This is a genomic window from Sphingomonas sp., assembly GCF_039595165.1.
Classification (GTDB): domain Bacteria; phylum Pseudomonadota; class Alphaproteobacteria; order Sphingomonadales; family Sphingomonadaceae; genus Sphingomonas.
The window spans coordinates 1-22,435 of record NZ_JBCNMA010000048.1 but is presented as its reverse complement, the minus strand read 5'-3'; the positions used below and the strand labels follow the sequence as shown (position 1 = coordinate 22,435).

Sequence of the window (22,435 nt, the reverse complement as noted above, 5' to 3'; positions counted from 1 at the left end):
TGCACCAGATCGCGGCGCTCGGACATCGGTGCGGTCAGCACCAGGCCGGCCAGGCGCGAGCGCCCCAACGCCCGTTCTCGTCCTGCTTCCAGTAGCGCCGCTCGACGCCCTCGCGATCCGCCAGCCCCTTCCAAGCCGCTCGCGCCTCGGCGATCTTGTCGCCGTCGAAGAAATGAAACGCCCGGTCGAATTCCAGCGCTTCGTCGCGCCACTCGCCATCGATCAGCGCGACGAAGCGTGCGCCGTTGGCCGGCGCCACCTCGCCCGCGATCAGCACCGGCTGGGCGCTGTCGTCTCCCGCCCCCGACTGGGCATGCGGCAGGAAGCTCTCGGCCTGCCAGGTCCATAGCGAGCCGTCGATCCGTCGCCGCTGGTGCTCGTCGGCCGATACGATCAGCAGCCGCTGGCCGCTCTCCACCACCTTCACCGCGACGCCGGGGAGCGCGCGCTCCAGCGGCGTCACGGTGAGGTGGTAGAAATCGACCTGCAACGTCTCAGCGCTCGAAATTGTCGCGCACGAAGCGGTCGAGCAGCTTGACGCCGTAACCGGTCGCGCCCTTGTCATAGGTGTTGCCGGGCTTGTCCGCCCACACCATGCCGGCGATGTCGAGATGCGCCCAGCGCACGCCGTCCTCGATGAAGCGCTGCAGGAACTGCGCCGCGGTGATCGACCCGGCGCCGCGCGGGCCGACATTCTTCATGTCGGCGATCGGGCTGTCGATCAGCTTGTTGTACGCCTCGCCGAGCGGGAAGCGCCACAGCAGGTCGCCGGTCGCGCGGCCCGCGGCGAGCAGCTCATCCGCGAGGCCGTCGTCGTTCGCGAACAGGCCGCCATGCTCGGACCCCAGGCTGATGATCATCGCGCCGGTCAGCGTGGCGAGATCGACGATCGTCTTCGCCTTGTGCGTGCGCTGGACCCAGGTGAGCGCGTCGCACAGCACCAGCCGCCCCTCCGCGTCGGTGTTGATCACCTCGATCGTCTGGCCCGACATCGAGGTGACGATGTCGCCCGGGCGTTGCGCATTGCCGTCGGGCATGTTCTCGACCAGCCCGCACACCCCGATCACATTGGCCTTGGCCTTGCGCGCGGCGAGCGCCTTCATCGCGCCCGCGACGGCGCCGGCGCCGCCCATGTCCCACTTCATGTCCTCCATGCCCGCAGCGGGCTTGATCGAGATGCCGCCGGTGTCGAAGGTCACGCCCTTGCCGACGAAGGCGACGTCGACGCTATTGGACTCTGGGCCCTCTCCCTTGCCGTTCCAGCGCATCACCAGCAGCCGCGCCTCGCGCACCGAGCCCTGCGCCACGCCGAGCAGCGCGCCCATGCCGAGCTTCGCCATCGCGGCACGATCGAGCACCTCGATCTCGACGCCAAGCTCCGCGAGGTGGCGGCAACGCTCGACGAAGCTCTCCGGATAGAGGATGTTGGGCGGATCGGAGACGAGGCCGCGAGTAAGGTCGAGCCCGGCGGTCACCGCCTCCTGCTGAGCCCAGGCCGCCTCGCTGCCGTCGGGCGCGCCGGCCAGCACGATCTCGTCCAGCGTCGGCTTCTGCTTGTCGGTGAGGCGCGTGCGATAGACATCGTGGCGCCAGCCGCGCTGCACCGCCGCCGCCGCCAGCCGCGCCACCGCGCGCGCCGCGGGCGTGCCGCCGAGGCTCGCGAAATCGACCGCGATCGAGGTGACGCCCGAAGTCAGGAAACGCCCGGTCAACGCGCCGCCCGCACGCTCGTAATCGCTCTCGCTGCCGGCACCGACGCCGAGCAGCAGCACGCGGTTCGCGCCCTCGCCGCCGGGCACGAAGATCTCGACGATCGACCCCGCCTCGCCCTCGAACCGCCCGGCCTTGGCCGCGCCACGCGCCAGCGCCAGGGTGGCGTCGTCGAGCGTCCCGGCCGGCATGCGATCGATCCCGTCCTTCTCGACCGGCAGGGCGATCACGGCCGCGTCGACGGGCCGGGTGGCGGAGAATGTTACGCGCATGAAGCTTCCTGTTCCTGTGGGCTGGTTGTCGTGATTTGAGGCCTCTCTAGGCCAGTGCAAGGCGAACGGCAAAGCCCGGCGATTGCGAAGCCGGGCGCGCGATGCGATAGGGCTGAAAGCGGCTGCTGCAGCGGCGTGTTAAAGGGGTTGGTTCGAAGGTGACGCGCAAGGCTCTGCTTCTCGCCGGGATTTTGCCGTTCGCGCTGCTACTCGCGCCCGCCGCGATCGCCGCGCAGGATCTGCAGGACCGGCCGACCGAACCGCCGCCCCCGTCCGAAGAGCCGCTGCCCGACGATCCCGACCAGATCCAGTTCTCCGCCGATCTCGCCGAATATGATTCGGAGGGCGACATCGTCACGGTCAGCGGCGACGTGCGGCTCTTCCGCGAAGGCAACCGGCTGCGCGCCGACAAGGTGGTGTGGAACCGCAAGACCGGACAGGTGCTCGCCACCGGCAACATCGCGGTGACCAATCCCGAGGGCGACACCGCCTATGGCGACAAGATCGAGCTGACCGATTCGCTCAAGGACGGGGCGATCGAGAACATGCTCGTCGTGCTCGAGCAGGGCGGGCGCCTCGCCGCGGAGCGCGGCACGCGCGACGCCAACGGGGTGATCAGCGTCGAGCGCGCCGCCTACACCCCGTGTGCGGTGGTCGACTCGAACAACTGTCCCAAGGAGCCGTCGTGGAAGATCACGGCGGTGCGCGTGGTCTACGACCCGGCCAAGCAGCGCATCCGCTACAAGGGCGCGCGCGTCTCGCTGTTCGGCTTCGCGACGCTGCCTTTGCCGGTCTTCTCGCACTCGGTCGGCGCGGGCAATGCGAGCGGCCTGCTCGCCCCCGAGATCCGCTACGACGCGGTCAACGGGTTCGAGTTCGCCCTGCCCTATTTCTTCAGCCTCGGCCCCGATCGCGACTTCACCGTCACGCCGCGCATCTTCACCGACGCGCTGCCGATGCTGCAGGGCGAATACCGCCAGCTCACCTCGAACGGCGCGTTCCGCGTCACCGGCTACGGCACCTACAGCCGGCGCAGCGACGACTTCGTCTCGCCGACCCCGGGCGTGTCGAGCGAGAACGCCTTTCGTGGCTATCTCGACGCGAGCGGGCGCTTCCAGCTCGATCCCTATTGGAGCGTCAGCGGGTCGATGCGGATCGCCAGCGACCGCACCTTCCTGCGCCGCTACGACATCTCCAGCGACGACCGCCTGCGCAACAATGCCCGTATCCAGCGCATCGACCGCAACTCGATGCTCACGATCAACGCCTGGGCGGTGCAGACGCTGCGCCCGACGGAGAGCCAGGGCCTCCAGCCCATCGCGCTGCCCGAGATCGACTATCGCCTGCGATTCGGCCAGGGATTGCTCGAGGGCGGCCGCTTCGAGCTCCAGGTCAACAGCCTCGCGATCGGCCGCGCCAGCGGACAGGACACGCAGCGCGCCTTCGCCTCGCTGCGCTACGACCTGCGCAAGCTCACCGCCTGGGGCCAGGAGATCACGCTGACCGCCTATGGCCGCGGCGACCTCTACAACACCACCGATACCGCCGCGACCAGCCAGATCAGCTATCGCGGGCTCGAGGGGTTCCGCGGCCGCGCGATCGGCGCGCTGGCGATCGACATGAAGTGGCCGCTGATCGGCGAGGCGTTCGGCGGCGTGCAGCGCATCACCCCGCGCTTCCAGGTCGTCGCGGCGCCGCGACTCGAGAATTTCGACGTGCCGAACGAGGACGCGCGCGCGGTCGATCTCGAGGATTCGAACCTGTTCGCGCTCAACCGCTTCCCGGGCTACGACCGGTTCGAGGATTCGACGCGCTTCACCTTCGGGCTCGATTACGCGCTCTATTTGCCCGGCCTCTCGGTCGAGGCGAATATTGGTCAGAGCTACCGCCTCGATTCGCGCGCGACGATCCTGCCCGACGGCACCGGCCTCACCGACCGCCTGTCCGACATCGTCGGGCGCACCGTGGTGCGTTACAAGGACTTCCTGTCGTTCACGCACCGCTACCGGCTCGACAAGGACAATTTCGCGATCCGCCGCAACGAGATCGACGCGACCGTGGGCTCGCGCGACACCTTCGCGACGCTCGGCTATCTGCGTCTCAACCGCGACATCGGCTTCGCGCTCGAGGACCTGCAGGACCGCGAGGAAGCGCGCATCGGCGCGCGCGTGAAGGTCGCGCGCTTCTGGTCGGTGTTCGGCTCGGCGGTGATCGACCTCACCGACCGCGAGGAGGACCCGACCTCGCTGTCCGACGGGTTCGAGCCGGTGCGCCACCGCCTCGGCTTCGAATATGAGGACGACTGCCTTCGCCTCGGGCTGACCTGGAAGCGCGATTACCAGACCACCGGCGATGCGCGGCGCGGCAGCAGCTATCTGTTGACGCTGGCGCTCAAGAATTTGGGACGCTAAGCCCCAGTTCAGGCACAATTGGCGATTAAACGCCCCACGGCCCGCTGACGGGAACTGGTTTCAGGTACAGGTGAAGATGACTTCGAAAGTCGTAGGTTTCTGCCGTTCGGCGGTTTTGATTCTTGGCATCGCGGGTAGCGCGGCGATCGCTGCGCAGACGGTGAGCGACGACCAGGTCCCATCGAGCGCGGCGAATCTCGACCTGCCCGAGAATCTCCAGATCTTCGGCAAGGTCGATCCCAACGTGCGCAAGCCGACCGCGATCGTGAACGGCTATGTCATCACGCGCACCGATGTCGACCAGCGCTTCAACCTGTTCGTCGCGCTCAACCAGCTCAAGCTGAACGCCGAGGAGCAGGACCGGCTGCGGCTGCAGGTGCTGCGCCTGCTGACCGACGAGACGATCCAGATCCAGGAAGCCAAGGCGAACGAGATCACGATCCCCGCCGACCAGATCGACCGCAGCTTCGCCTCGATCTCCAGCCGCTACCAGCGCACGCCCGAGCAGATGCGCGCCTGGCTGCGCGAGATCGGCTCGTCGGAGCGTTCGTTCAAGCGCCAGATCGAAGGCGAACTCGCCTGGCAGCGCGTGATCCAGCGCAAGATCGGCGCGTTCATCAACGTCGGCGACGAAGAGGTCCAGTCGATCATCCGGCGGCTTGAAGAGGCCAAGGGCACGGAGGAGTTCCACCTCCGCGAGATCTACCTCTCGGCCACCCCGGAGAATTCGGGCGAGCGCTTCAGCGCGATGCAGCAGATGATCCAGCAGATGCAGCAGGGCCGTCCGTTCGAATATTTCGCGCGCTTCTCCGAAGCGACGACGGCGGCGCAGGGCGGCGATCTCGGCTGGGTGCGATCGGCGATGCTTCCGGCGGCGCTCGCCCAGGCCGCGCAGGGGATGCAGGTCGGCCAGGTCGCCGGCCCGATCGAGGTGCCGGGTGGCTTCTCGCTCCTCTACCTCGTCGACAAACGCCAGGTGCTGACCGCCGACCCGCGCGATGCCAAGCTCAGTCTGCGCCAGATCACCGTCAAGTTCCCCGCAGGGACGACCCAGGCGCAGGCGCAGGAAAAGGCGGCCGAGTTCGCCAAGGTGCTGCAGTCGACCGCGGGCTGCGGTGCGGTCAGCAAGGCCGCGGAGACGCTCGGCGCCGAAGTCGTCGACAATGATTCGGTGCGCGCGCGCGACTTGCCGCCGCAGCTCCAGGAAATCGTCCTCAAGCTGCAGATCGGCCAGTCCACACCGCCGTTCGGCACGCCGACCGAAGGCGTGCGCGCGCTGGTGCTGTGCGGGCGCGACGATCCCAAGACTGCCGCGCTGCCCAGCGCCGACCAGATCCGCGAGGGGATCGAGGAACAGCGCACCAACCTCCGCGCCCAGCGCATGCTCCGCGACCTGCGCCGCGACGCGATCGTCGAGTATCGCTGAGGGCCGATCCGATGCCCCCTAGCCCCCTAGCGGTCGCCATGGGCGATCCCGCCGGGATCGGGCCGGAGATCATCGCCAAGGCGTGGCGCGACCGTGACTTCCAGGCGCTGCCGCGTTTCTTCGCCGTCGGCGATCCGCGTGCGGTCGCTGCGGTGTGGGACGGCCCCGTCGCCCCAATCGGGAGCCCGGACGAGGCGCGCGCGGTATTCGACACGGCCTTGCCGGTGCTCGTCGTCACCCACGCCGACGCGATCGTTCCCGGCCAGCCCGACGACGCGGGCGCACGTTGCGCGCTCGACAGCCTCGAGCTCGCCACCGGCCTCGCCCGCTCCGGCGCGGCGGGCGCGCTGGTCACCGGACCGGTATCCAAGGCCCAGCTCTATCGCATCGGCTTCACCCATCCCGGCCAGACCGAGTTCGTCGCCGAGCGCTGCGGCATCGCGCCCGAGAATGCGGTGATGATGCTTGCGGGCCCGACGCTGCGCGTGGTGCCGGTGACGACGCACATCGCGCTCGCCCAAGTGCCGCAGGCGATCACGGTCGAGCTGATCGTGGCCAAGGCGCGGGTCACGGCGCGCGGCCTTTCGCGCAATTTCGGCATCGAGTCGCCGCGGCTCGCCTTTGCCGGCCTCAACCCGCATGCCGGCGAGAGCGGCGCGATCGGGCGCGAGGAGATCGACGTGCTCGAACCGGCGATCCGACAGCTGCAGGAGGAAGGGATCGACGCGGTCGGGCCGTTCGCCGCCGACACGATGTTCCATGCCCGTGCGCGCGCCGCCTATGACGCGGCGATCTGCCTCTATCACGACCAGGCGCTGGTGCCGCTCAAGACGCTGCATTTCGACGAGGGCGTCAACATGACGCTGGGCCTGCCGATCGTGCGCACCTCACCCGACCACGGCACCGCGTTCGGCATCGCCGGACAGGATATGGCCGAGCCCGGCGCGATGATCGCCGCGATCCGCATGGCTGGCCAAGCCGCTGAGAAACGGGCACTGGCGGAGGCGTGACCTCCCTTCCCCCGCTTCGTGAAGTCATCCGCAAACATGGGCTGAGCGCCAGCAAGGCGCTGGGGCAGAATTTCCTGTTCGATTCGCAGCTGCTCGACCGCATCGCGCGGGTCCCCGGCGATCTTGCCGGGCAAGAGGTGTTCGAGGTCGGGCCTGGCCCCGGCGGCCTTACCCGCGCGCTGCTGCAGGCGGGGGCGAAGGTCACCGCGGTCGAGCGCGACCGGCGCTGCATCCCGGCACTGGCTGAGCTCGGCGAGGCATTCCCCGGCAAGCTCACCGTGATCGAAGGCGATGCGCTCGAGATCGACGCACCGGCGCTGTTCGCGGGCAAGCCGCACATCGCTTCCAACCTGCCCTATAATGTCGGCACCGCGCTGACCGTGGGCTGGCTGTCGGCGGACTGGCAGCCGTGGTGGGCGAGCCTCACGCTGATGTTCCAGAAGGAGGTCGCCGAGCGCATCGTCGCGGCGCCGGGCACGGACGCCTATGGCCGCCTCGCGGTGCTGGCGCAGTGGCGCAGCAGCGCGAAGATCGCGATGCCGGTGCACCGCTCGGCCTTCACCCCGCCACCCAAGGTGATGTCGGCGGTGGTGCACATCGTGCCGGGCGAGGAGCCGGCGGGGGTGCGCTTCGCGCTGCTCGAGAAGCTCACCGCGGCGGCGTTCGGGCAGCGGCGCAAGATGCTGCGCCAGAGCCTCAAGGCCGTACCCGGCGCGGTCGAGGCGGCGGAGGGGATCGGCATCGATCCGACGCGCCGCGCCGAAACGGTCAGCGTCGACGAGTTCGTCGCGCTCGCCCGGACGCTTTCGGCCTAGTTCTTCTTGGTCTCGACCTTGGGCGGCGGCACCACCTGCGCGCTCGCGGTCGCCGTCGCCGGCGGGCCCTTGGCGATCACCGCGGCGAGCTGGGTCGCGTCGGCGCAGTTCGCGCCGCACAGCGTCTTGAGCCGTGCGAGATTCTCCTTGGCGCGCTCGACCGCGCCCTTCTGCACCATCGCCTCGCCCTGCCCGCGCAGCGCGGCCACGTCGTTGGGCTCGAGCGTCAGCGCCTCGCGATAGAAGCGGATCGCCTTGCCCGGCAGGCCCTGCGTGCGCGCGACCTCGGCCAGGACCAGATAGGCCTGGCGGTTACGCGGATCGACCGCGAGCGCGCTCTCGATCAAGTCGTTGGCGCCGTCGAGATTGCCCGCCGCCTTCGCCGCCTTGCCACGCTCGAGCAACGCCACCGAGCGCGCGTCGATCTGGTCGTCGGCGCGCTGGCCGTAGAGCGAGGTCGACACGCTGAGTAGCGCAAGCGCTGCGGCGGCGGACACGAGGGTGATACGCATGACGGTCTCCGGACGTGGAATGCGCAGGGCTATCACGGGCGCACGAGCTTCGCGACAAAAAAGCCGTCGGTCGAATGAGACAGCGGGGTGAGGCGCATCCCCGGTCCATGCGGGGTTCCGAGCGGAAGCGCAAGCGGCGCGGCCGCCCAGTCCCGGTGGCGCGCGAGGAACGCCTCGGCCTGCCCCGCCCCTTCGGCGTCAAGCAGCGAGCAGACGATGTGCACCAGCGCACCGCCCGGCTTGACCAGCGCCGCGCCGACATCGAGCAGCCGCGCCTGGGTCTCGACCAGCCGATCGAGCCGCGCGGAGGTGAGCCGCCAGCGCGCCTCGGGATTGCGGCGCCAGGTCCCGGTGCCCGAACAGGGAGCGTCGATCAGCACGACATCGGCGGTCCCCGTCCAATCCTGGAGCGGTTCGCTTTCGCGACCCGGATCGAGCAACCGGGTTTCGACGATCGTCGCGCCCGCCCGCTCGGCGCGCGGCGTCAGGCGCGAGAGGCGCGGCCGATCGGCATCGGTGGCGAGCAGCGCGCCGCGATCGTCCATCGCTGCGGCGAGCGCGAGCGTCTTGCCGCCGCCGCCCGCGCAGAGGTCCACCACGCGCATGCCGGGCGCCGCACCGGCCGCGAACGTGACGATCTGACTGCCGGCATCCTGGACCTCGATCCAGCCGTCGAGCCACGGCTGGCTCTTCTCGACCGGCGTGTCGGGCGGGAGGCGAAGCGCGGCGGGGACGCCTTCGACAGGAACAGCTTCAGGCAGGGCGGCGCGGACTTGCTCGACGCTCGCCTTGAGCGTGTTCACGCGGAGGTCGAGCGACGCGCGGTCGAGCAGTGCCGCCGCCTGGTCCTTGCCGACTCCCGATGCGGCGAGGGCTTCGAGCAGCCAGGCGGGCGCGATGCCGGCCTCGGCGGCCAGTTCGTCGCCGATCGGGGCAGGGCCGTAGGGCGAGCCGTCGAAGGTCGCGGCCAGCGCCGGGTCGCGCTTCGCCAGCGCCAGCATCGCCGCACGGCCGGATTCGGGCCGCTCGCCGCACAAGCGGATCGCATCGTAGACCAGCGCGCGGATCGCGCGGCGGTCCTTGGAGCCGGCATAGCGGCGCGCGGCGAATCCGCGCTGGATCAATACGTCGGCCGAGGCCCCGGCGTCGCGCGCCGCCGCGACGATCTGGTCGAGCAGCTCGATCGCCGCCTGGGTACGTGCGGCGGGGGTCACGGTTGACGCGGAAGTTGACGAGGTTGAGACTCCGCGCACGTGTTGACGGCACGCATGCGGGGGAGCGAAGGGACGAGTTCGAAACGGGTCACCCGGACGGCAAAGCAGATGGGTTCCAACATTGGAAGGGGGCACGAATGACCAGGCACGCAGCGATCCGGCCGATGGCGCCGCGCGACCCGCACGAACCGCACCGCGCCGCCACCCCGCTCGAGCTGCTGTTCGACCTTGTCACCGTGATCGCCATCGCCGCAGCCGCCGCCGCACTGCATCACGCGATCGCCGCCGATCACGCGGTCGAAGGGATCATCGGCTATGCCGTCGCCTTCTTCGCGATCTGGTGGGCATGGATGAACTATGCCTGGTTCGCCTCGGCCTATGACAATGACGACGCGGTCACGCGGCTGCTGACGATGACGATCATGGGCGGCGCGCTGCTGCTCGCGGCAGGGATCGAGCGCTTCGCCGCCAAGCTCGACCTCAGCCTGGTGCTGGGCGGCTATGTCGTGATGCGGCTCGGCATGATCGCGATGTGGCTGCGCGCAGCCCGGAACGACCCGCCGCGCCGGGCCGGCGCATTGCGCTACGCCGGCGGGATCGCGCTGGCGCAGCTCTATTGGGCGGCGCTCTATTTCGGCCTGCCGCCGCAACCGCCTGTCTTGTTGCCGCTGATCATGCTCGGCTGGGCAATCGAGCTCGCGGTGCCCGCCGTCGCCGAGCGCGCGGCGGAGACACCGTGGCACCGCCACCATATCGTCGAGCGCTACGGCCTCCTCACGATCATCGTGCTGGGCGAAGTGCTGCTCGCTGCCACCCTGGCGCTCGAAAAGGCGTGGGACGGCAGCTTCGACATGCGGCTGGTGCACACGGCGCTGTCCGCACTCGTCATTACCTTCGCGATGTGGTGGCTCTATTTCGCGCGCGAACCGCAACTGTCGAGCAATCGTCTCAGCCGCTCGCTGCAATGGGGCTATGGCCATGTGCTCGTCTTCGCCTCGGGCGCCGCGGTGGGTGCGGGTTTCGCGGTGCTGGTCGAGATTCTCACCGGCCATTCCAAGATCGGCCTGCGCGCCGGCGATCTCGCCGTGGCGATCCCGCTCGGGCTCTATTTCCTGTCGCTATGGCTGGTGCGCGACCGGTTCGAGCTCAGTGGCGCGGCGCGATGGGTGCTGCCGCTGTCCGCCGCCGCGATTGTCGCCCTGCCCTTCGCGATCCCGGCGCTGGAAGCGATCGCGGTGCTGGCGGTCGCAGCGGTGGCAGCGCGCGCGGCGCTCGCCGCGCGCAGCGTCAGCGGGGCGGCTGCTGACGCCTGATCTCGTAGTCGATCTTGATCCGCACCCATTCGCCATATTTGGGCTGCCCGCCGAGGCGCGGCGGGCGGACGCGGAACTGCCAGGCGGCGGCGAGCGTCGCGCGCGCGATGTTCGACCCCTCCGGATATTCGTCGACCATCACGCAATCCTCGACTCGGAACTCGGGCACGGTGCGGCACATGATCATGCCCCAGCCGGGCCCGCGTGCGGTGGAAAGATAGCCCGAAAGCTCGCTGTCATAGGGCTCGCGATACCAGGATGCGGCGTAGAGCGGCTCGCCGCGCGGTCCCCTGCCCTCGACTCGCGGCGTGTCGCCCGGAAGGCTGGCGAGGTTGGGCGGACCGGCGACGGCGCGGCGCGGCGCGGCCGGGGCGGCACTGCGCGGGAGCGCGGCGATGTCGGGCATGCGGCTGAGCGGAATGTCGAGCATCACCGGCGGCGAGGGCTCGGGCTGCGGAGCCGGCGGCTGAGGCATCGGGGGCACTGGATCGGGCGTGGTCTCGTTCGGCTGGACGCGCGCGGGGTTCGGCGCGGCCTTTGGCGCGGGCGTGTCCTTCTCGGTCTCCGGCTCGGGCTCGGGGCTGACGCCGAAAGTCGCCATGTCGACGACCTTCTCCTCGCGCGGCCGCAGCGTGGGCGCGAGGGTGAACAGCATCAGCACCACTAGCGCCTCGACCAGCAGCGCCAGCGCGAAGCCGCGCGCCCGCGGCCCGAACCGCTCGCGCAGCCGCTCGCGTGGCGACAAGGCAGTAGGGACCGGCTCGGACAATCAACCTCGCGCTGGATCGGCGCGGGAGATCGATCCGCCGCCAGGACCGGCGATTAGGCAGCCATTGCGACCAAAACATGTCGGCGCGTTGCGCGCGCCCGGGGCAAAACATGTCGCCGCGTCAGGACAGCTCCAATACCGTTTCGGATACCGCACGGCTGAGATCGGCTTGGGTGAAAGGCTTGTTGAGCCGGGTCACGCGCGAAGCCGCATCCGCCGGAGTCTCACCATAGCCGGTGGCGAGGATGACCGGCATGTCCGGCCGCAGCTCGCGCGCCGCGGCGATGAGCTGGCTGCCGGTCATCACCGGCATCGCCTGGTCGGTGATCAGCAGCGCGATGTCCTCGCGCTCGCGCAGGATTTCCAGCGCCTGCACGCCCGAGTCCGCCTCGATCACCGTATGTCCGAGATCCTCGAGCAGCGCCGCGGTGTTCATCAGCACCAGCGGATCGTCGTCCACCGCGAGCACGAGCTGCGGCCGCCCCGGCACGAACGCCGCGTCGCTCGGACGCGCGGTCTCGTGCGTGCCGTTCGCCTCTGCGGCGGGAAGCCAGACATGCGCACGGGTGCCGCGGCCGGGCTCGCTCTCGATCTGGAGCATGCCACCATTCTGCTTGGCGAACCCGTGGATCATCGACAGGCCGAGCCCGGTGCCCTTGCCCACACCCTTGGTCGTGAAGAACGGCTCGGTCGCGCGCGCCAGCGTCTCGGCATCCATGCCGGTGCCCTGGTCGACCACGCTCAGGCGGACATAGCGGCCCGACGACAGCTCGCCGACGGTGCCGATCACTTCCTGGTCGACCGCCTCGATCGCGATGCGCCCGCCATCGGGCATCGCGTCGCGCGCGTTCACCGCGAGGTTGAGCAATGCCATTTCGAGCTGGTTGACGTCGGCCGAGACGGGGCTGAGGCTCGCCGGAAAGCTGATGTCGATCTGCCACGCCGGGCCGATCGTGCGCTGGAGCAGGCCGCGCATGTCGGCGACCAGCGCCATCACGTCGATCCGTTCGGTCTTGAGCTCCTGGCGCCGCGCAAAGGCGAGCATGCGCTGGGTGAGCGCCGCGCCGCGCTCGGCCGCCTGGAGCGAATTGTCGATCAGGCGGTTGACCTGCGGATCCTCGGGCACGCGCTTCCTGAGCAGCGTCAGCCCGCTCATGATCGCCATCAGCAGGTTGTTGAAGTCATGCGCGACGCCGCCGGTGAGCTGGCCGATCGCCTCGATCTTCTGCGACTGGAACAGCGCCTCGCGTGCGACTTCAAGCTCGCGCTGGGCCTCGTCGCGCTCGGTGATGTCGCGCGTGATCTTGGCGAAGCCGATCAGCTTGCCGTCATCGTCATGGATCGCGTCGATCACCACGCTGGCGCGGAAGCGGCTGCCGTCCTTGCGCATGCGCCAGCCTTCGGCGGCGAAGCGGCCGTGCTTGCGGGCGGTTTCGAGCGCGCGCGTCGGCTCGCCGCGCTCGCGGTCGTCTTCCGGATAGAAGTTGGAGAAGTGCTCGCCGATGATCTCGTCGGGAGTATAGCCCTTGATACGCTGCGCCCCGGCGTTCCAGCTCGACACCACGCCGGTGGGATCGAGCATGTAGATCGCATAGTCGGTCACGCCCTGCACCAGCAGGCGGAACTGCGTCTGGCTCTGCGCCAGCGCGATCGAGCGTTCGATCGCGCGGGTTTCGAGCGCTTCGTTGAGGTCGCGCAGCTGCTCGGCGGTGTGGCGCAGCTCAGCTTCCATGCCGGTGCGCTCGACATGCGCCCAGCTGCGTTCGGTCACTTCGCGGATCAGCGCCAGCTCCTCGGGCGTCCACTGGTGTGGCGCCTTGTGATGCGCCGCCATCAGTGCGGTCAGCCGCCCGTTCTTGACCAGGGGCAGGCACACCGTCGCCGCGATGCCGATCGCCTGGAAGGTCGCGGCCTCGTGCGGTGCGATCTCCTTGAGGTTGTCGTTGATGACGAGCGGCTTGCCGGCGCGCAGGTTGCGCACCGCGAGCTCGCCGAAATCGGCGAGGCTGTAATGGCCGACGATCGAGGGCGAGCCTTCGCGCGCCCAGTCGCCGCGGATCGTGAAGCCGTCTTGGTCCTCATCCATGTCGGCATAGGCGCAGTTCGACGCACCGAGCTCCTCGGCGAGCATGCGCGTGGTGATCGACAGGATCTCCTGCGGATCGTTGCTGCGCGCCGCGCGCTTGCCCAGCTGATCGAGGAAGCGCAGCCGCGCCTCGCTCTCGCGCAGCCCCTGCTCGGCCTTCACTGCCTCGGTCGTCTCGATCACCACCGCGAGCACGCCGGCTGGCCTGCCGTCGTCGGCATAGACCGGCGAGTAATCGAGGTTGAGCCAGACATCCTCGAATTCGCCGGTGCGGTTGAGCCGCAGCACATGGTTGCGATAGGCAAGCGTCTCGCCGGCGAGGCCGACCTTCATGACGTTGGCGTTGAAGTCGGCGACCTCGGGCCAGCCCTCGAGCACCTTGCTGCCGAGCAGGCGCGGGTGGCGCTCGCCGGCGAAGACCGAATAGCCGTCATTGTAGAGCATGATGCCGTCCTCGCCCCACAGCATCACCAGCGGGACGGGACAATGGACCAGATAGGCGACGATCGCGCGCAGGCTCGGCGACCAGCCTTCGATCGGCCCGACGCTGGTCGCGGCCCAGTCGAACTCGGCGATCCGCTGGCCCATCTCGCCGCCGCCGTCGAGAAACGCGAGTGAACAGTCCGCCCCCTTGCTCAGCACCTTCTGCACGTACCTCCCTGCTCCGCTATGCGCGCGTTCGCGCTCTGACGTCCGGCCTGCAACGCACGAATTTATCGAACGCTCCGCTGCGCGGCTAGCCGGTTGAAAATAAAGGGTGTCGACTAGCGGAGGCGCTCGGCCAGGAAATCGACAAAGACTCGCACGCGAGCCGGGGTATTCGCGCCGCCGACGAACACGGCGTGGATCGACTCGACATCGCCGGGGTTGAAGTCCTCGAGCAGCGGGACGAGGCGGCCGTCGGCGATCTCGTCGACCACGCTGAACGCGCCGACGCGGGTGATGCCGACCCCGGCGGCGGCGAGCTGGCCCAACGTCTCCCCATTGTTCGCCTCGATGCTGCCGGTGACGGTCATCGCATAATCGCTCGCGCCGTCGCAGAACGGCCAGATCGGCTCGGCGCGGCGGAAATTGAAGTTGAGGCAATTGTGATCGTGCAGGTCCGCCGGCACGCGCGGCGTGCCTCGGCGCGCGAGGTAATCGGGCGAGGCGACGATCACGCGGCGCGTCTCGCCGAGCTTGCGCGCGGTTAGCCCGCTGTCGGCAAGCGGGCCGAAGCGGATCGCGACATCGGCCTGCCCGGCCGCGACATCAACGATCGCGTCGGTCAGGCTGATGTCGACCAGGATGTGCGGATAGGCGCGGACGAAGTCGCCGAGCAGCGGGACGACGCAGAGCCGCCCGTGCGACAGCGCGGCGCTGACCCGCAGCCGCCCGCGCGGGGCACCCTGGTCGGCGATCTGCTGCTCGGCATCGTCGAGATCGGTGAGGATGCGGCGCGCGGCGGCGAGATAAGCATGGCCCTCCGCGGTCAAGGTCAGTGCGCGCGTGGTCCGCAGCAGCAGGCGCACGCCGAGCCGCGCCTCGATCCGATCGACGGTGCGGCTGACCGCCGAAGGGGTGAGACCGAGCAGGCGCCCCGCGGCGGAGAAGCTACCCTGCCCCGCCACCGCGGCGAAGATCTCGAGTGAGCGGGCACGGTCGGCCCCGGCTTCCAGCTTTGCGTCCAATGCAAAAATCCTTCGCTTCCCGCAGCCCTACAAGGCCGGACGCCAGCCGTCCATCTGTGCGTCGAACGCTTATCGGGGAGTTTCGCGATGGAATATCGGCAATTGGGCGCTTCGGGCCTGCGCGTGCCGGTGCTGAGCTTCGGCACCGGCACCTTCGGCGGCACCGGGCCGCTGTTCAGCGCCTGGGGCACCAGCGACGCGCAGGAAGCGCGGCGGCTGATCGACATCTGCCTCGAGGCCGGGGTCAATTTGTTCGATACTGCCGACGTCTATTCGAACGGCGCCTCGGAGGAAGTGCTGGGCGAGGCGATCAAGGGCCGGCGCGATGCGGTGCTTATCTCGACCAAGACCGGGCTGCCGATGGGCGACGGGCCTGCCGATTGGGGCGTCTCGCGCTCGCGGCTGATCGCCGCGGTCGAGGCGTCGCTGAAGCGGCTCGGCACCGATCATATCGACTTGCTCCAGCTCCATGCGCTCGACGCGCACACGCCGGTCGAGGAGTTGCTGGCGACGCTCGACATGCTGATCGCGCAGGGCAAGCTGCGTTACGCTGGCGTTTCCAACTATCCCGGCTGGCAGCTGATGAAGGCCCTCGCTGTCGCCGACCGCCATGGCTGGCCGCGCTTCGTGGCGCATCAAGTCTATTATTCGCTGATCGGCCGTGCCTATGAGGCCGACCTGATGCCGCTCGCCGCCGACCAGGGCGTCGGCGCCTTGGTGTGGAGCCCGCTCGGCTGGGGCCGCCTCACCGGCAAGATCGGGCGCAACCGTCCGGTGCCCGATGGCAGCCGACTGCACGAGACCGAGCAGTTCGCGCCGCCGGTGACCGAGGAGCATCTCTACAATGTGATCGATGCGCTCGAGGCGGTCGCCGAGGAGACGGGCAAGACCGTGCCGCAGATCGCGATCAACTGGCTGCTCCAGCGCCCGACCGTCTCGTCGGTGATCATCGGCGCACGCAACGAGGAACAGCTCAGGCAGAATCTCGGCGCGGTCGGCTGGTCTCTGAGCGCGGAGCAGGTCGCCGCGCTCGATGCGGCGAGCGACGTGCTCCCGCCCTACCCCCACACCCCCTATCGGCAGCAGGAGGGCTTTGCCCGCCTCAACCCGCCGCTGGTCTGAACCGGAAGAACCGACATGAAGCTCAATCCCCCGTTGCTCGCGCTCGCCGCGGGCGCCTTCGGCATCGGCGTGACCGAGTTCGCGCCGATGGGCCTGCTGCCGGTGATCGCCGGCGATCTCGGCGTCTCGATCCCCGCCGCCGGACTGCTGGTCAGCGCCTATGCGGTCGGCGTGCTGGTCGGCGCGCCGCTGATGACGCTGACCACCGGCCGCGTCCCGCGGCGGACCTTGCTGATCGGCCTCGCCGCGATCTTCACGCTCGGCAACCTGCTCTCGGCGGTCGCCGACGGCTACGGCATGCTGCTCGCCGCGCGCATGCTCACCTCGCTCAACCATGGCGCGTTCTTCGGCGTCGGATCGATCGTCGCGGCGAGCCTGGTGCCGCCCGAGCGGCGCGCCGCGGCGGTCGCGGCGATGTTCATGGGGCTGACGATCGCCAATGTCGTCGGCGTGCCGCTCGCCACCTGGGCGGGCGAGCATCTTGGCTGGCGCGCGTCCTTCTGGGGCATCGCAGGGCTGGGCGTGGTGACCATGGCGGCGCTGCGGCTGACGCTGCCGGCGATGCCCGCGCCTGCGGGCGGCAATATCGCCGACGAACTGCGCGTGCTGTCGCGCGGCCCGGTGCTGAGCGCGCTCGGCCTCACCGTGATCGGATCGAGCGCGATGTTCACCGTGTTCACCTATATCGCCCCGATCCTGCGGACCCAGACGCACGCCTCGCTGGCGTTCGTGACGGCGATGCTGGTGACCTATGGCGTCGGGCTCACCGTGGGCAACTGGCTGGGCGGCAAGTTCGCCGACAAGTCGGTCGACCGCACGCTGATCGTCACGCTCGGCTCGCTGGCGGCAATCCTGGTCGCCTTCGCCGCGCTGATGCCGTTCCATGCGCCGGTAGCGGTGCTGGTGTTGCTGTGGGGCGTGGCGAGCTTCGCGCTGGTGCCGCCGTTGCAGGTGCGCGTGATGGCGGCCGCGGCGGATGCACCCAATCTCGCCTCCTCGGTCAATATCGGCGCGTTCAACCTTGGCAACGCGATCGGTGCGGCGCTGGGCGGCGCGGTGATCGCGGGCGGACTAGGCTATCCGGCAGTGGCGCTGGCGGGCGCTGCGACCTCCACGATCGGCCTCGCAATGGTGTTGTGGTCGCGGCGCGGCGCGCGCGTCGAGCCGAACGCCCTCGCCGCCGGCACCTGCTGAGCGGTCAGCCGCCGAGCAGCGCGATCAGCACCGGGTCACGCGTGGCGCGGGGATTGCGGCGGATCTCCGCCTCCTCGCGCCCGATCGCGAGGAAGATCGCACGGCCCGCCTGACGCGATACGTCGCGAGCGAGCGCGCCGAGATCGAAACCCGACGCCGCCGCAACCGCAGCGGTCAGGATCTCGAAGGCATCGCCGCGCAGGCCGTCGGAGAAATCGGGATACATCGCATCGATCACCGCTCCCTCGGTCTCGCGCGCGAGCAGGTCGGTCGCCGCGGTCGGTCCGCCGCGCAGGACGGCGAGCGCGTCGGCGAAGGTCATGCGGCGGATCGCGTCGAGCACAACCGGGGTGGCCCGGTCTGCGGCATCCACCGCAAGGTCATTGAGCGCGATGGCGATGCGACCGCGCACGGCATTGGTGCGCAGCACCGCGGCGAGCACCGCGCCGGACCGGTCGTCCGGGCGCTCGGGTATGGTCAGCCGAGTAAGCTGATCGTCATAGAAACCGCCCGGGCGGATCAGCCGGTCGAAGGCGCGCTGGCTTGACAAGGTGAGCAAGCGGCGGACGCCCTCCTCGACCGTGTAGCTGCCGGGGCCGGCCATGCAGCCCGCCACCGCGACAAGCGGAAGCATCGCCATCCCGGCAAGCAGCCCGCGGCGGTTCATCGCCTCGATCATCGCGCATCTCCTCTACTCGCGCCAACGCGCGGGCAGCGATGCGGTGCCGCGACTGACCCTTCGCTGAACCGCCCGGAGCTGGACGATCCTCAGCGCGTCGGGTAGTTCGGCGCCTCGCGCGTGATCGTCACGTCGTGGACATGGCTCTCGCGGAGCCCGGCATTGGTGATGCGCACGAAGCGGCCCTTCTTCTGCAGCTCGGGAATCGTCGCCGCGCCGGTATAGCCCATCGCCGCCTTGATGCCGCCGACGAGCTGATGGATCACATCCTTGGCCGGCCCCTTGAACGCCACCTGGCCCTCGATCCCCTCGGGCACGAGCTTGAGCTGGTCCTTGATATCGCCCTGGAAATAACGGTCGGCCGAGCCGCGGCCCATCGCGCCGACGCTGCCCATGCCGCGGTACGACTTGTAGGCGCGGCCCTGGTAGAGGAAGGTCTCGCCCGGCGCTTCCTCGGTCCCGGCGAGCAGCGAACCGACCATGCAGGTCGATGCCCCCGCCGCCAGTGCCTTGGCGAGATCGCCTGAGGTACGCAGCCCGCCATCCGCGATCACCGGCACGCCTGACTTGGCCGCTTCGTTGGCGCTGTCCATCACTGCCGTCAGCTGCGGCACGCCGACGCCCGCGACGACCCGCGTGGTGCAGATCGAACCCGGGCCGATACCGACCTTCACCCCGTCCGCGCCTGCGCCGATCAGCGCCTTGGTCGCCTCGCCCGTCGCGACGTTGCCGGCAACGACCTGCACGCGGTTGGAGAGCTTCTTCACCCGCTCGACCGCGCGCGCCACGTCCTTGTTGTGGCCGTGCGCGGTGTCGATCACGATCAGGTCGACCTCGGCATCGACCAGCGCTTCTGTGCGCTCGAAGCCCTTGTCGCCGACCGTCGTGGCGGCGGCGACGCACAGGCGGCCGGCGCCGTCCTTGGTCGCTTCGGGATAGTTCACTGCCTTCTCGATGTCCTTGACCGTGATCAGGCCGACGCAGCGATAGTCGGCGTCGACCACCAGCAGCTTCTCGATCCGGCGCTGGTGAAGCAGTCTGCGCGCCTCGTCCTGCCCGACGCCGGCGGCGACGGTGGCGAGGTTCTCGTGCGTCATCAACTCGCTGACCGGCTGGTTGGGGTTCTCGGCGAAGCGCACGTCGCGGTTGGTGAGGATGCCGACGAGCTTGCCGCTCTCCTCGGTGATCGGGATGCCGCTGATCTTGTGCCGAACCATCAGCGCCTGCGCCTCGGCCAGCGTGCCCGACGCGCGCATCGTGATCGGGTTGACGACCATGCCGCTCTCGAAACGCTTGACGGCGCGCACCGCCTCGACCTGCTCCTCGACCGTGAGGTTCCGATGGAGCACGCCGATGCCGCCCAGCTGCGCCATGACGATCGCCATGTCCGCTTCGGTCACCGTGTCCATCGCCGAGGACAGGATCGGGATGTTGAGCGCGAGGTCGCGCGTCACATGGGTGCGGGTGTCGGCCATGCTCGGCAGCACCTCGGACTCGCCCGGGTAGAGAAGGACGTCGTCGAAGGTAAGGCCGAGGGGGATATCCATGAGAGCGCCAATGTCCTGAGTCGGAAGTTGGCGGCCCATGTAACCGCGCTTGGTGACGCGCGCTAGGGGGTGGCGTCGAAGCTCAGGCGGCGGCGCGTTCGAGCAGCGGATAGAGCGCGCGCTGTTCCTGGGCGATCCGCCCGCGCATCGCCCCGCGGATCGCGGCGGAAGCCGCGCGATAGCCTTCCCAGTCCGCAAGCACCTCGTTCATCGTCCAGCGGCCGACATGACGGGACGATGCTGCGATCATCTCGGCGCTTTCCGCCCTAAGTGCCGCTGCGCGGCTCCGGTCGATCATGTTCGCACTGCCGAGCAGCAGGTCGCATGCCGCCTCGACCAGCTTGCGGCGGTCCCCGCTCGCTCTACTGAGCTTCCAGCGCACGCTCGCCAGCTTCGCCGGGTCCGGCACGTCCGCTTCCGCCAGCCTTTCCAGTTCCTCGAGGCAAGAGAGCAGAGTCTCGTGCGCCCGCTTGAGCTCCGCAAGCATCCTCGCCTCCTCGCCTCCTTTACGCTTCCATTCGCCGGAGCAGCATCTTGGCCTGCTCGACGTGCAAGTCTTCAATCATTTTATTATCAAAGCGTTCCACGCCACCGCTCGCAGCTGCAATCAATGCGCGCGCCTCTTCCAGCTCGGCCTGCGTGGGATCGAACGCGGCACGCACGATGTCGACCTGGTTGGGATGGATCAGGCTCTTGCCGTCGAAGCCGAGCAGGCGCCCCTCCCCGGCCTCGGCCGCCAGCCCCTCGGGATCCTCGAGCTTGTTGAACACGCCGTCGATCGCCCAGATCTCGCGCCCCCGCGCGGCGAGCACGATCAGCTGGAGCGCGAGCTGCATCTGCGCGCGGCCCGCCGCCGGGGGCAGCTTGAGCGAGGCGGCGAGATCGTTGGTGCCGGCGATCAGCCCGGCCATTTCGACACCCCAGCCGGTGGTGCTGGCGATCGGCCCGACATTCATCGCCCCCGCCGCGGTCTCGATCATCGCCAGCACCGGGCGGTCGGCATAGGCGGCGGCGTAGATGATCGTCTCGGGCTTCTCGACCTTGGGCACGATCACGTGCGTCGCGGCGGATTTCTTGACTGCCTTGAGGTCCTTCTTCCAATGCTCGCTGTCCTCGGCATTGACCCGAATACCGAACAGGCGGTCGCCGAAGCCCTCCGCGGTCCTGGCGGCTTCCCGTGCGGCTTCCTTGTCCTCCGCCTTCACCGCGTCCTCGAGGTCGAGGATCACCATGTCGACGGCGAGCGTCCGCGCCTTTTCGATCGCGCGGGGGTTCGATGCGGGGAGGAACAGCGCGGTGCGCGGCGCGATGTAATGGACTGTGCTCATCCGGGCTCTATGCTAGCATCCGACGGGCTTTGCGAGGCCCTGCAACCGGGGGAGTCGAGATGGAACTGACCGTAGGCGCCTTTTTCGTCGGCGTGTTGCTGGTGCTGATGTACCTGTTCTCCAGCATCAAGATCGTGCGCCAGGGCTATGAGTACACGATCGAGCATTTCGGCCGCTTCACCACCGTCGCCAAGCCGGGTTTCAACCTCTACCCGGCCTTCTTCTACCGCGTCGGCCGCCGCGTGAACATGATGGAGCAGGTGATCGACATCCCCGGGCAGGAGATCATCACCAAGGACAATGCGATGATCTCCACCGACGGCGTGGTGTTCTTCCAGGTGCTCGACGCGGCCAAGGCGGCCTATGAGGTCTCCGACCTCTATGTCGCGCTGCTCCAGCTCACCACCACCAACCTGCGGACGGTGATGGGCTCGATGGACCTCGACGAGACGCTGTCGAAGCGCGACGAGATCAACGCACGGCTGCTCTCGGTGGTCGATCACGCGACCACGCCATGGGGCGTCAAGATCACCCGCGTCGAAATCAAGGACATCCGCCCGCCCGCCGACATCGTGAACGCGATGGGCCGCCAGATGAAGGCCGAGCGCGAGAAGCGCGCCAACATCCTCGAGGCCGAAGGCTCGCGCGCTTCCGAGATCCTGCGCGCCGAGGGGCAGAAGCAGGCGCGCATTCTCGAGGCCGAGGGGCGCAAGGAATCCGCCTTCCGCGACGCCGAGGCACGCGAGCGCGCCGCCGAAGCCGAAGCCAAGGCGACCGAGCTGGTCAGCCAGGCGGTCGAGACCGGATCGGCGCAGTCGCTCAACTATTTCATCGCGCAAAAGTACGTCGAGGCGGTGAGCAAGTTCGCGACCTCGCCCAATGCCAAGACGATCCTGTTCCCGGTCGAGGCGACTCAGCTGATCGGCACGCTCGGCGGGATCGGCGAGCTCGCCAAGGGCGCGCTCGGCAAGCTCGAGCAGCCACCCGCCACGCCGCCGACCGCGTTGCACGTCCGCCATGCGCCGGGCGCGGACAAGGAGGGCGAATGAACTGGGCCGAACAGGGCGGCTTCGTCTGGCTGATCCTCGCCGCGATCCTGGCGATCGCCGAGCTGATGCTGCCGGGCGTATACCTGACCTTCATCGCGCTGGGCGCGGCGATCACCGGAGTGCTGGCGCTGCTCTTTCCCGAGCTGGGACTGGTCGGGCAGCTGGTGAGCTTCGCGGCGTGGTCGACCGTGCTCGTGCTGGTCGGCAAGCGCTGGTACGGCGCCAACCCGGTGCCGAGCAGCGACCCCGACCTCAACAATCGCGCCGCACGGATGATCGGCCAGACGGTGACGGTGGTCGAAGCGATC

General features: G+C 69.1%; 20 protein-coding genes. 9 read left to right on the top strand and 11 right to left on the bottom strand.

Features of this window, described 5'->3' with window-relative positions; translation table 11 throughout:
- Positions 1–34 precede the first annotated feature (34 nt).
- Positions 35–490 (bottom strand): DNA polymerase III subunit chi, encoded by a 456-nt coding sequence (locus tag ABDV68_RS10245; RefSeq protein ID WP_343519798.1) that lies wholly within the window; start codon positions 488–490, stop codon positions 35–37.
- A gap of 4 nt (positions 491–494) precedes the next feature.
- Entirely contained in the window at positions 495–1,982 is a 1,488-nt protein-coding gene (locus ABDV68_RS10240; RefSeq protein WP_343519797.1) for a leucyl aminopeptidase, read from the bottom strand.
- Between the two features lie 158 nt (positions 1,983–2,140).
- On the opposite strand from ABDV68_RS10240, the gene lptD reads away from it, so the two are divergent.
- The 4 genes from lptD (at position 2,141) to rsmA (ending at position 7,644) form a co-directional block, all read left to right on the top strand.
- Complete coding sequence (lptD, locus tag ABDV68_RS10235; RefSeq protein ID WP_343519795.1) at positions 2,141–4,393, top strand: LPS assembly protein LptD; 2,253 nt, start codon at positions 2,141–2,143, stop codon at positions 4,391–4,393.
- A gap of 160 nt (positions 4,394–4,553) precedes the next feature.
- Complete coding sequence (locus ABDV68_RS10230; protein WP_343519794.1) at positions 4,554–5,819, top strand: peptidylprolyl isomerase; 1,266 nt, start codon at positions 4,554–4,556, stop codon at positions 5,817–5,819.
- Positions 5,820–5,830: 11 nt separating this feature from the next.
- Positions 5,831–6,829: a 4-hydroxythreonine-4-phosphate dehydrogenase PdxA gene (gene pdxA / locus ABDV68_RS10225; protein WP_343519793.1), complete on the top strand. Its 999-nt coding sequence runs from the start codon at positions 5,831–5,833 to the stop codon at positions 6,827–6,829.
- Positions 6,826–7,644 (top strand): 16S rRNA (adenine(1518)-N(6)/adenine(1519)-N(6))-dimethyltransferase RsmA, encoded by an 819-nt coding sequence (rsmA, locus tag ABDV68_RS10220; RefSeq protein WP_343519792.1) that lies wholly within the window; start codon positions 6,826–6,828, stop codon positions 7,642–7,644. The genes pdxA and rsmA overlap by 4 nt, the downstream gene beginning before the upstream one ends.
- Here the strand turns inward: rsmA and ABDV68_RS10215 are convergent.
- Both ABDV68_RS10215 and ABDV68_RS10210 read right to left on the bottom strand, forming a co-directional pair.
- Positions 7,641–8,156: a tetratricopeptide repeat protein gene (locus ABDV68_RS10215; protein WP_343519791.1), complete on the bottom strand. Its 516-nt coding sequence runs from the start codon at positions 8,154–8,156 to the stop codon at positions 7,641–7,643. The two genes, rsmA and ABDV68_RS10215, sit on opposite strands and share 4 nt — an antisense overlap.
- 32 nt (positions 8,157–8,188) lie before the next feature.
- Positions 8,189–9,370: an RsmB/NOP family class I SAM-dependent RNA methyltransferase gene (locus ABDV68_RS10210; protein WP_343519790.1), complete on the bottom strand. Its 1,182-nt coding sequence runs from the start codon at positions 9,368–9,370 to the stop codon at positions 8,189–8,191.
- 137 nt (positions 9,371–9,507) lie between these two features.
- Between ABDV68_RS10210 and ABDV68_RS10205 the strand changes: the two genes are divergently transcribed.
- The gene (locus tag ABDV68_RS10205) at positions 9,508–10,683 is read left to right on the top strand and encodes a low temperature requirement protein A (protein WP_343519789.1); all 1,176 of its coding nucleotides are present in this window, start codon (positions 9,508–9,510) and stop codon (positions 10,681–10,683) included.
- Here ABDV68_RS10205 and ABDV68_RS10200 read toward each other — a convergent pair.
- The 3 genes from ABDV68_RS10200 to ABDV68_RS10190 all read right to left on the bottom strand — a co-directional run bounded on the left by ABDV68_RS10200 (position 10,658) and on the right by ABDV68_RS10190 (position 15,208).
- Positions 10,658–11,452: a hypothetical protein gene (locus ABDV68_RS10200; RefSeq protein ID WP_343519788.1), complete on the bottom strand. Its 795-nt coding sequence runs from the start codon at positions 11,450–11,452 to the stop codon at positions 10,658–10,660. The genes ABDV68_RS10205 and ABDV68_RS10200 overlap by 26 nt on opposite strands.
- Positions 11,453–11,573: 121 nt before the next feature.
- Positions 11,574–14,189: a PAS domain S-box protein gene (locus ABDV68_RS10195; RefSeq protein WP_343519787.1), complete on the bottom strand. Its 2,616-nt coding sequence runs from the start codon at positions 14,187–14,189 to the stop codon at positions 11,574–11,576.
- A 113-nt stretch (positions 14,190–14,302) separates the two neighbouring features.
- Complete coding sequence (locus tag ABDV68_RS10190) at positions 14,303–15,208, bottom strand: LysR family transcriptional regulator (RefSeq protein WP_343519786.1); 906 nt, start codon at positions 15,206–15,208, stop codon at positions 14,303–14,305.
- 87 nt (positions 15,209–15,295) lie between these two features.
- Between ABDV68_RS10190 and ABDV68_RS10185 the strand changes: the two genes are divergently transcribed.
- Positions 15,296–16,330 (top strand): aldo/keto reductase, encoded by a 1,035-nt coding sequence (locus tag ABDV68_RS10185; protein ID WP_343519784.1) that lies wholly within the window; start codon positions 15,296–15,298, stop codon positions 16,328–16,330.
- Between the two features lie 15 nt (positions 16,331–16,345).
- Entirely contained in the window at positions 16,346–17,524 is a 1,179-nt protein-coding gene (locus ABDV68_RS10180) for an MFS transporter (protein ID WP_343519782.1), read from the top strand.
- A gap of 4 nt (positions 17,525–17,528) precedes the next feature.
- Here ABDV68_RS10180 and ABDV68_RS10175 read toward each other — a convergent pair whose 3' ends face one another.
- The 4 genes from ABDV68_RS10175 to ABDV68_RS10160 all read right to left on the bottom strand — a co-directional run bounded on the left by ABDV68_RS10175 (position 17,529) and on the right by ABDV68_RS10160 (position 21,078).
- Positions 17,529–18,203, bottom strand: a complete 675-nt coding sequence (locus ABDV68_RS10175; RefSeq protein ID WP_343519781.1) for a DUF4197 domain-containing protein — start codon at positions 18,201–18,203, stop codon at positions 17,529–17,531.
- 89 nt (positions 18,204–18,292) lie between these two features.
- Entirely contained in the window at positions 18,293–19,750 is a 1,458-nt protein-coding gene (guaB, locus tag ABDV68_RS10170; protein ID WP_343519780.1) for an IMP dehydrogenase, read from the bottom strand.
- 82 nt (positions 19,751–19,832) lie between these two features.
- The gene (locus ABDV68_RS10165; RefSeq protein ID WP_343519779.1) at positions 19,833–20,237 is read right to left on the bottom strand and encodes a hypothetical protein; all 405 of its coding nucleotides are present in this window, start codon (positions 20,235–20,237) and stop codon (positions 19,833–19,835) included.
- 19 nt (positions 20,238–20,256) lie between these two features.
- The gene (locus ABDV68_RS10160) at positions 20,257–21,078 is read right to left on the bottom strand and encodes a CoA ester lyase (RefSeq protein WP_343519778.1); all 822 of its coding nucleotides are present in this window, start codon (positions 21,076–21,078) and stop codon (positions 20,257–20,259) included.
- Positions 21,079–21,137: 59 nt separating this feature from the next.
- Between ABDV68_RS10160 and ABDV68_RS10155 the strand changes: the two genes are divergently transcribed.
- Together ABDV68_RS10155 and ABDV68_RS10150 are read left to right on the top strand one after the other, a co-directional pair.
- Complete coding sequence (locus ABDV68_RS10155; protein ID WP_343519776.1) at positions 21,138–22,127, top strand: SPFH domain-containing protein; 990 nt, start codon at positions 21,138–21,140, stop codon at positions 22,125–22,127.
- Positions 22,124–22,435 (top strand): NfeD family protein (locus ABDV68_RS10150; RefSeq protein ID WP_343519775.1); only part of this gene is annotated, 312 nt, incomplete at its 3' end. The genes ABDV68_RS10155 and ABDV68_RS10150, both read left to right, overlap by 4 nt.

Excerpts from the sequence above, each read along its gene's own strand:
- ABDV68_RS10160 (WP_343519778.1), bottom strand. The coding sequence starts at position 21,078 with ATGAGCACAGTCCATTACATCGCGCCGCGCACCGCGCTGTTCCTCCCC.
- ABDV68_RS10215 (WP_343519791.1), bottom strand. The coding sequence starts at position 8,156 with ATGCGTATCACCCTCGTGTCCGCCGCCGCAGCGCTTGCGCTACTCAGC.
- ABDV68_RS10175 (WP_343519781.1), bottom strand. The coding sequence starts at position 18,203 with ATGATCGAGGCGATGAACCGCCGCGGGCTGCTTGCCGGGATGGCGATG.
- ABDV68_RS10165 (WP_343519779.1), bottom strand. The coding sequence starts at position 20,237 with ATGCTTGCGGAGCTCAAGCGGGCGCACGAGACTCTGCTCTCTTGCCTC.
- ABDV68_RS10185 (WP_343519784.1), top strand. The coding sequence starts at position 15,296 with ATGGAATATCGGCAATTGGGCGCTTCGGGCCTGCGCGTGCCGGTGCTG.
- ABDV68_RS10180 (WP_343519782.1), top strand. The coding sequence starts at position 16,346 with ATGAAGCTCAATCCCCCGTTGCTCGCGCTCGCCGCGGGCGCCTTCGGC.
- ABDV68_RS10205 (WP_343519789.1), top strand. The coding sequence starts at position 9,508 with ATGACCAGGCACGCAGCGATCCGGCCGATGGCGCCGCGCGACCCGCAC.
- pdxA (WP_343519793.1), top strand. The coding sequence starts at position 5,831 with ATGCCCCCTAGCCCCCTAGCGGTCGCCATGGGCGATCCCGCCGGGATC.
- ABDV68_RS10155 (WP_343519776.1), top strand. The coding sequence starts at position 21,138 with ATGGAACTGACCGTAGGCGCCTTTTTCGTCGGCGTGTTGCTGGTGCTG.
- guaB (WP_343519780.1), bottom strand. The coding sequence starts at position 19,750 with ATGGATATCCCCCTCGGCCTTACCTTCGACGACGTCCTTCTCTACCCG.
- ABDV68_RS10240 (WP_343519797.1), bottom strand. The coding sequence starts at position 1,982 with ATGCGCGTAACATTCTCCGCCACCCGGCCCGTCGACGCGGCCGTGATC.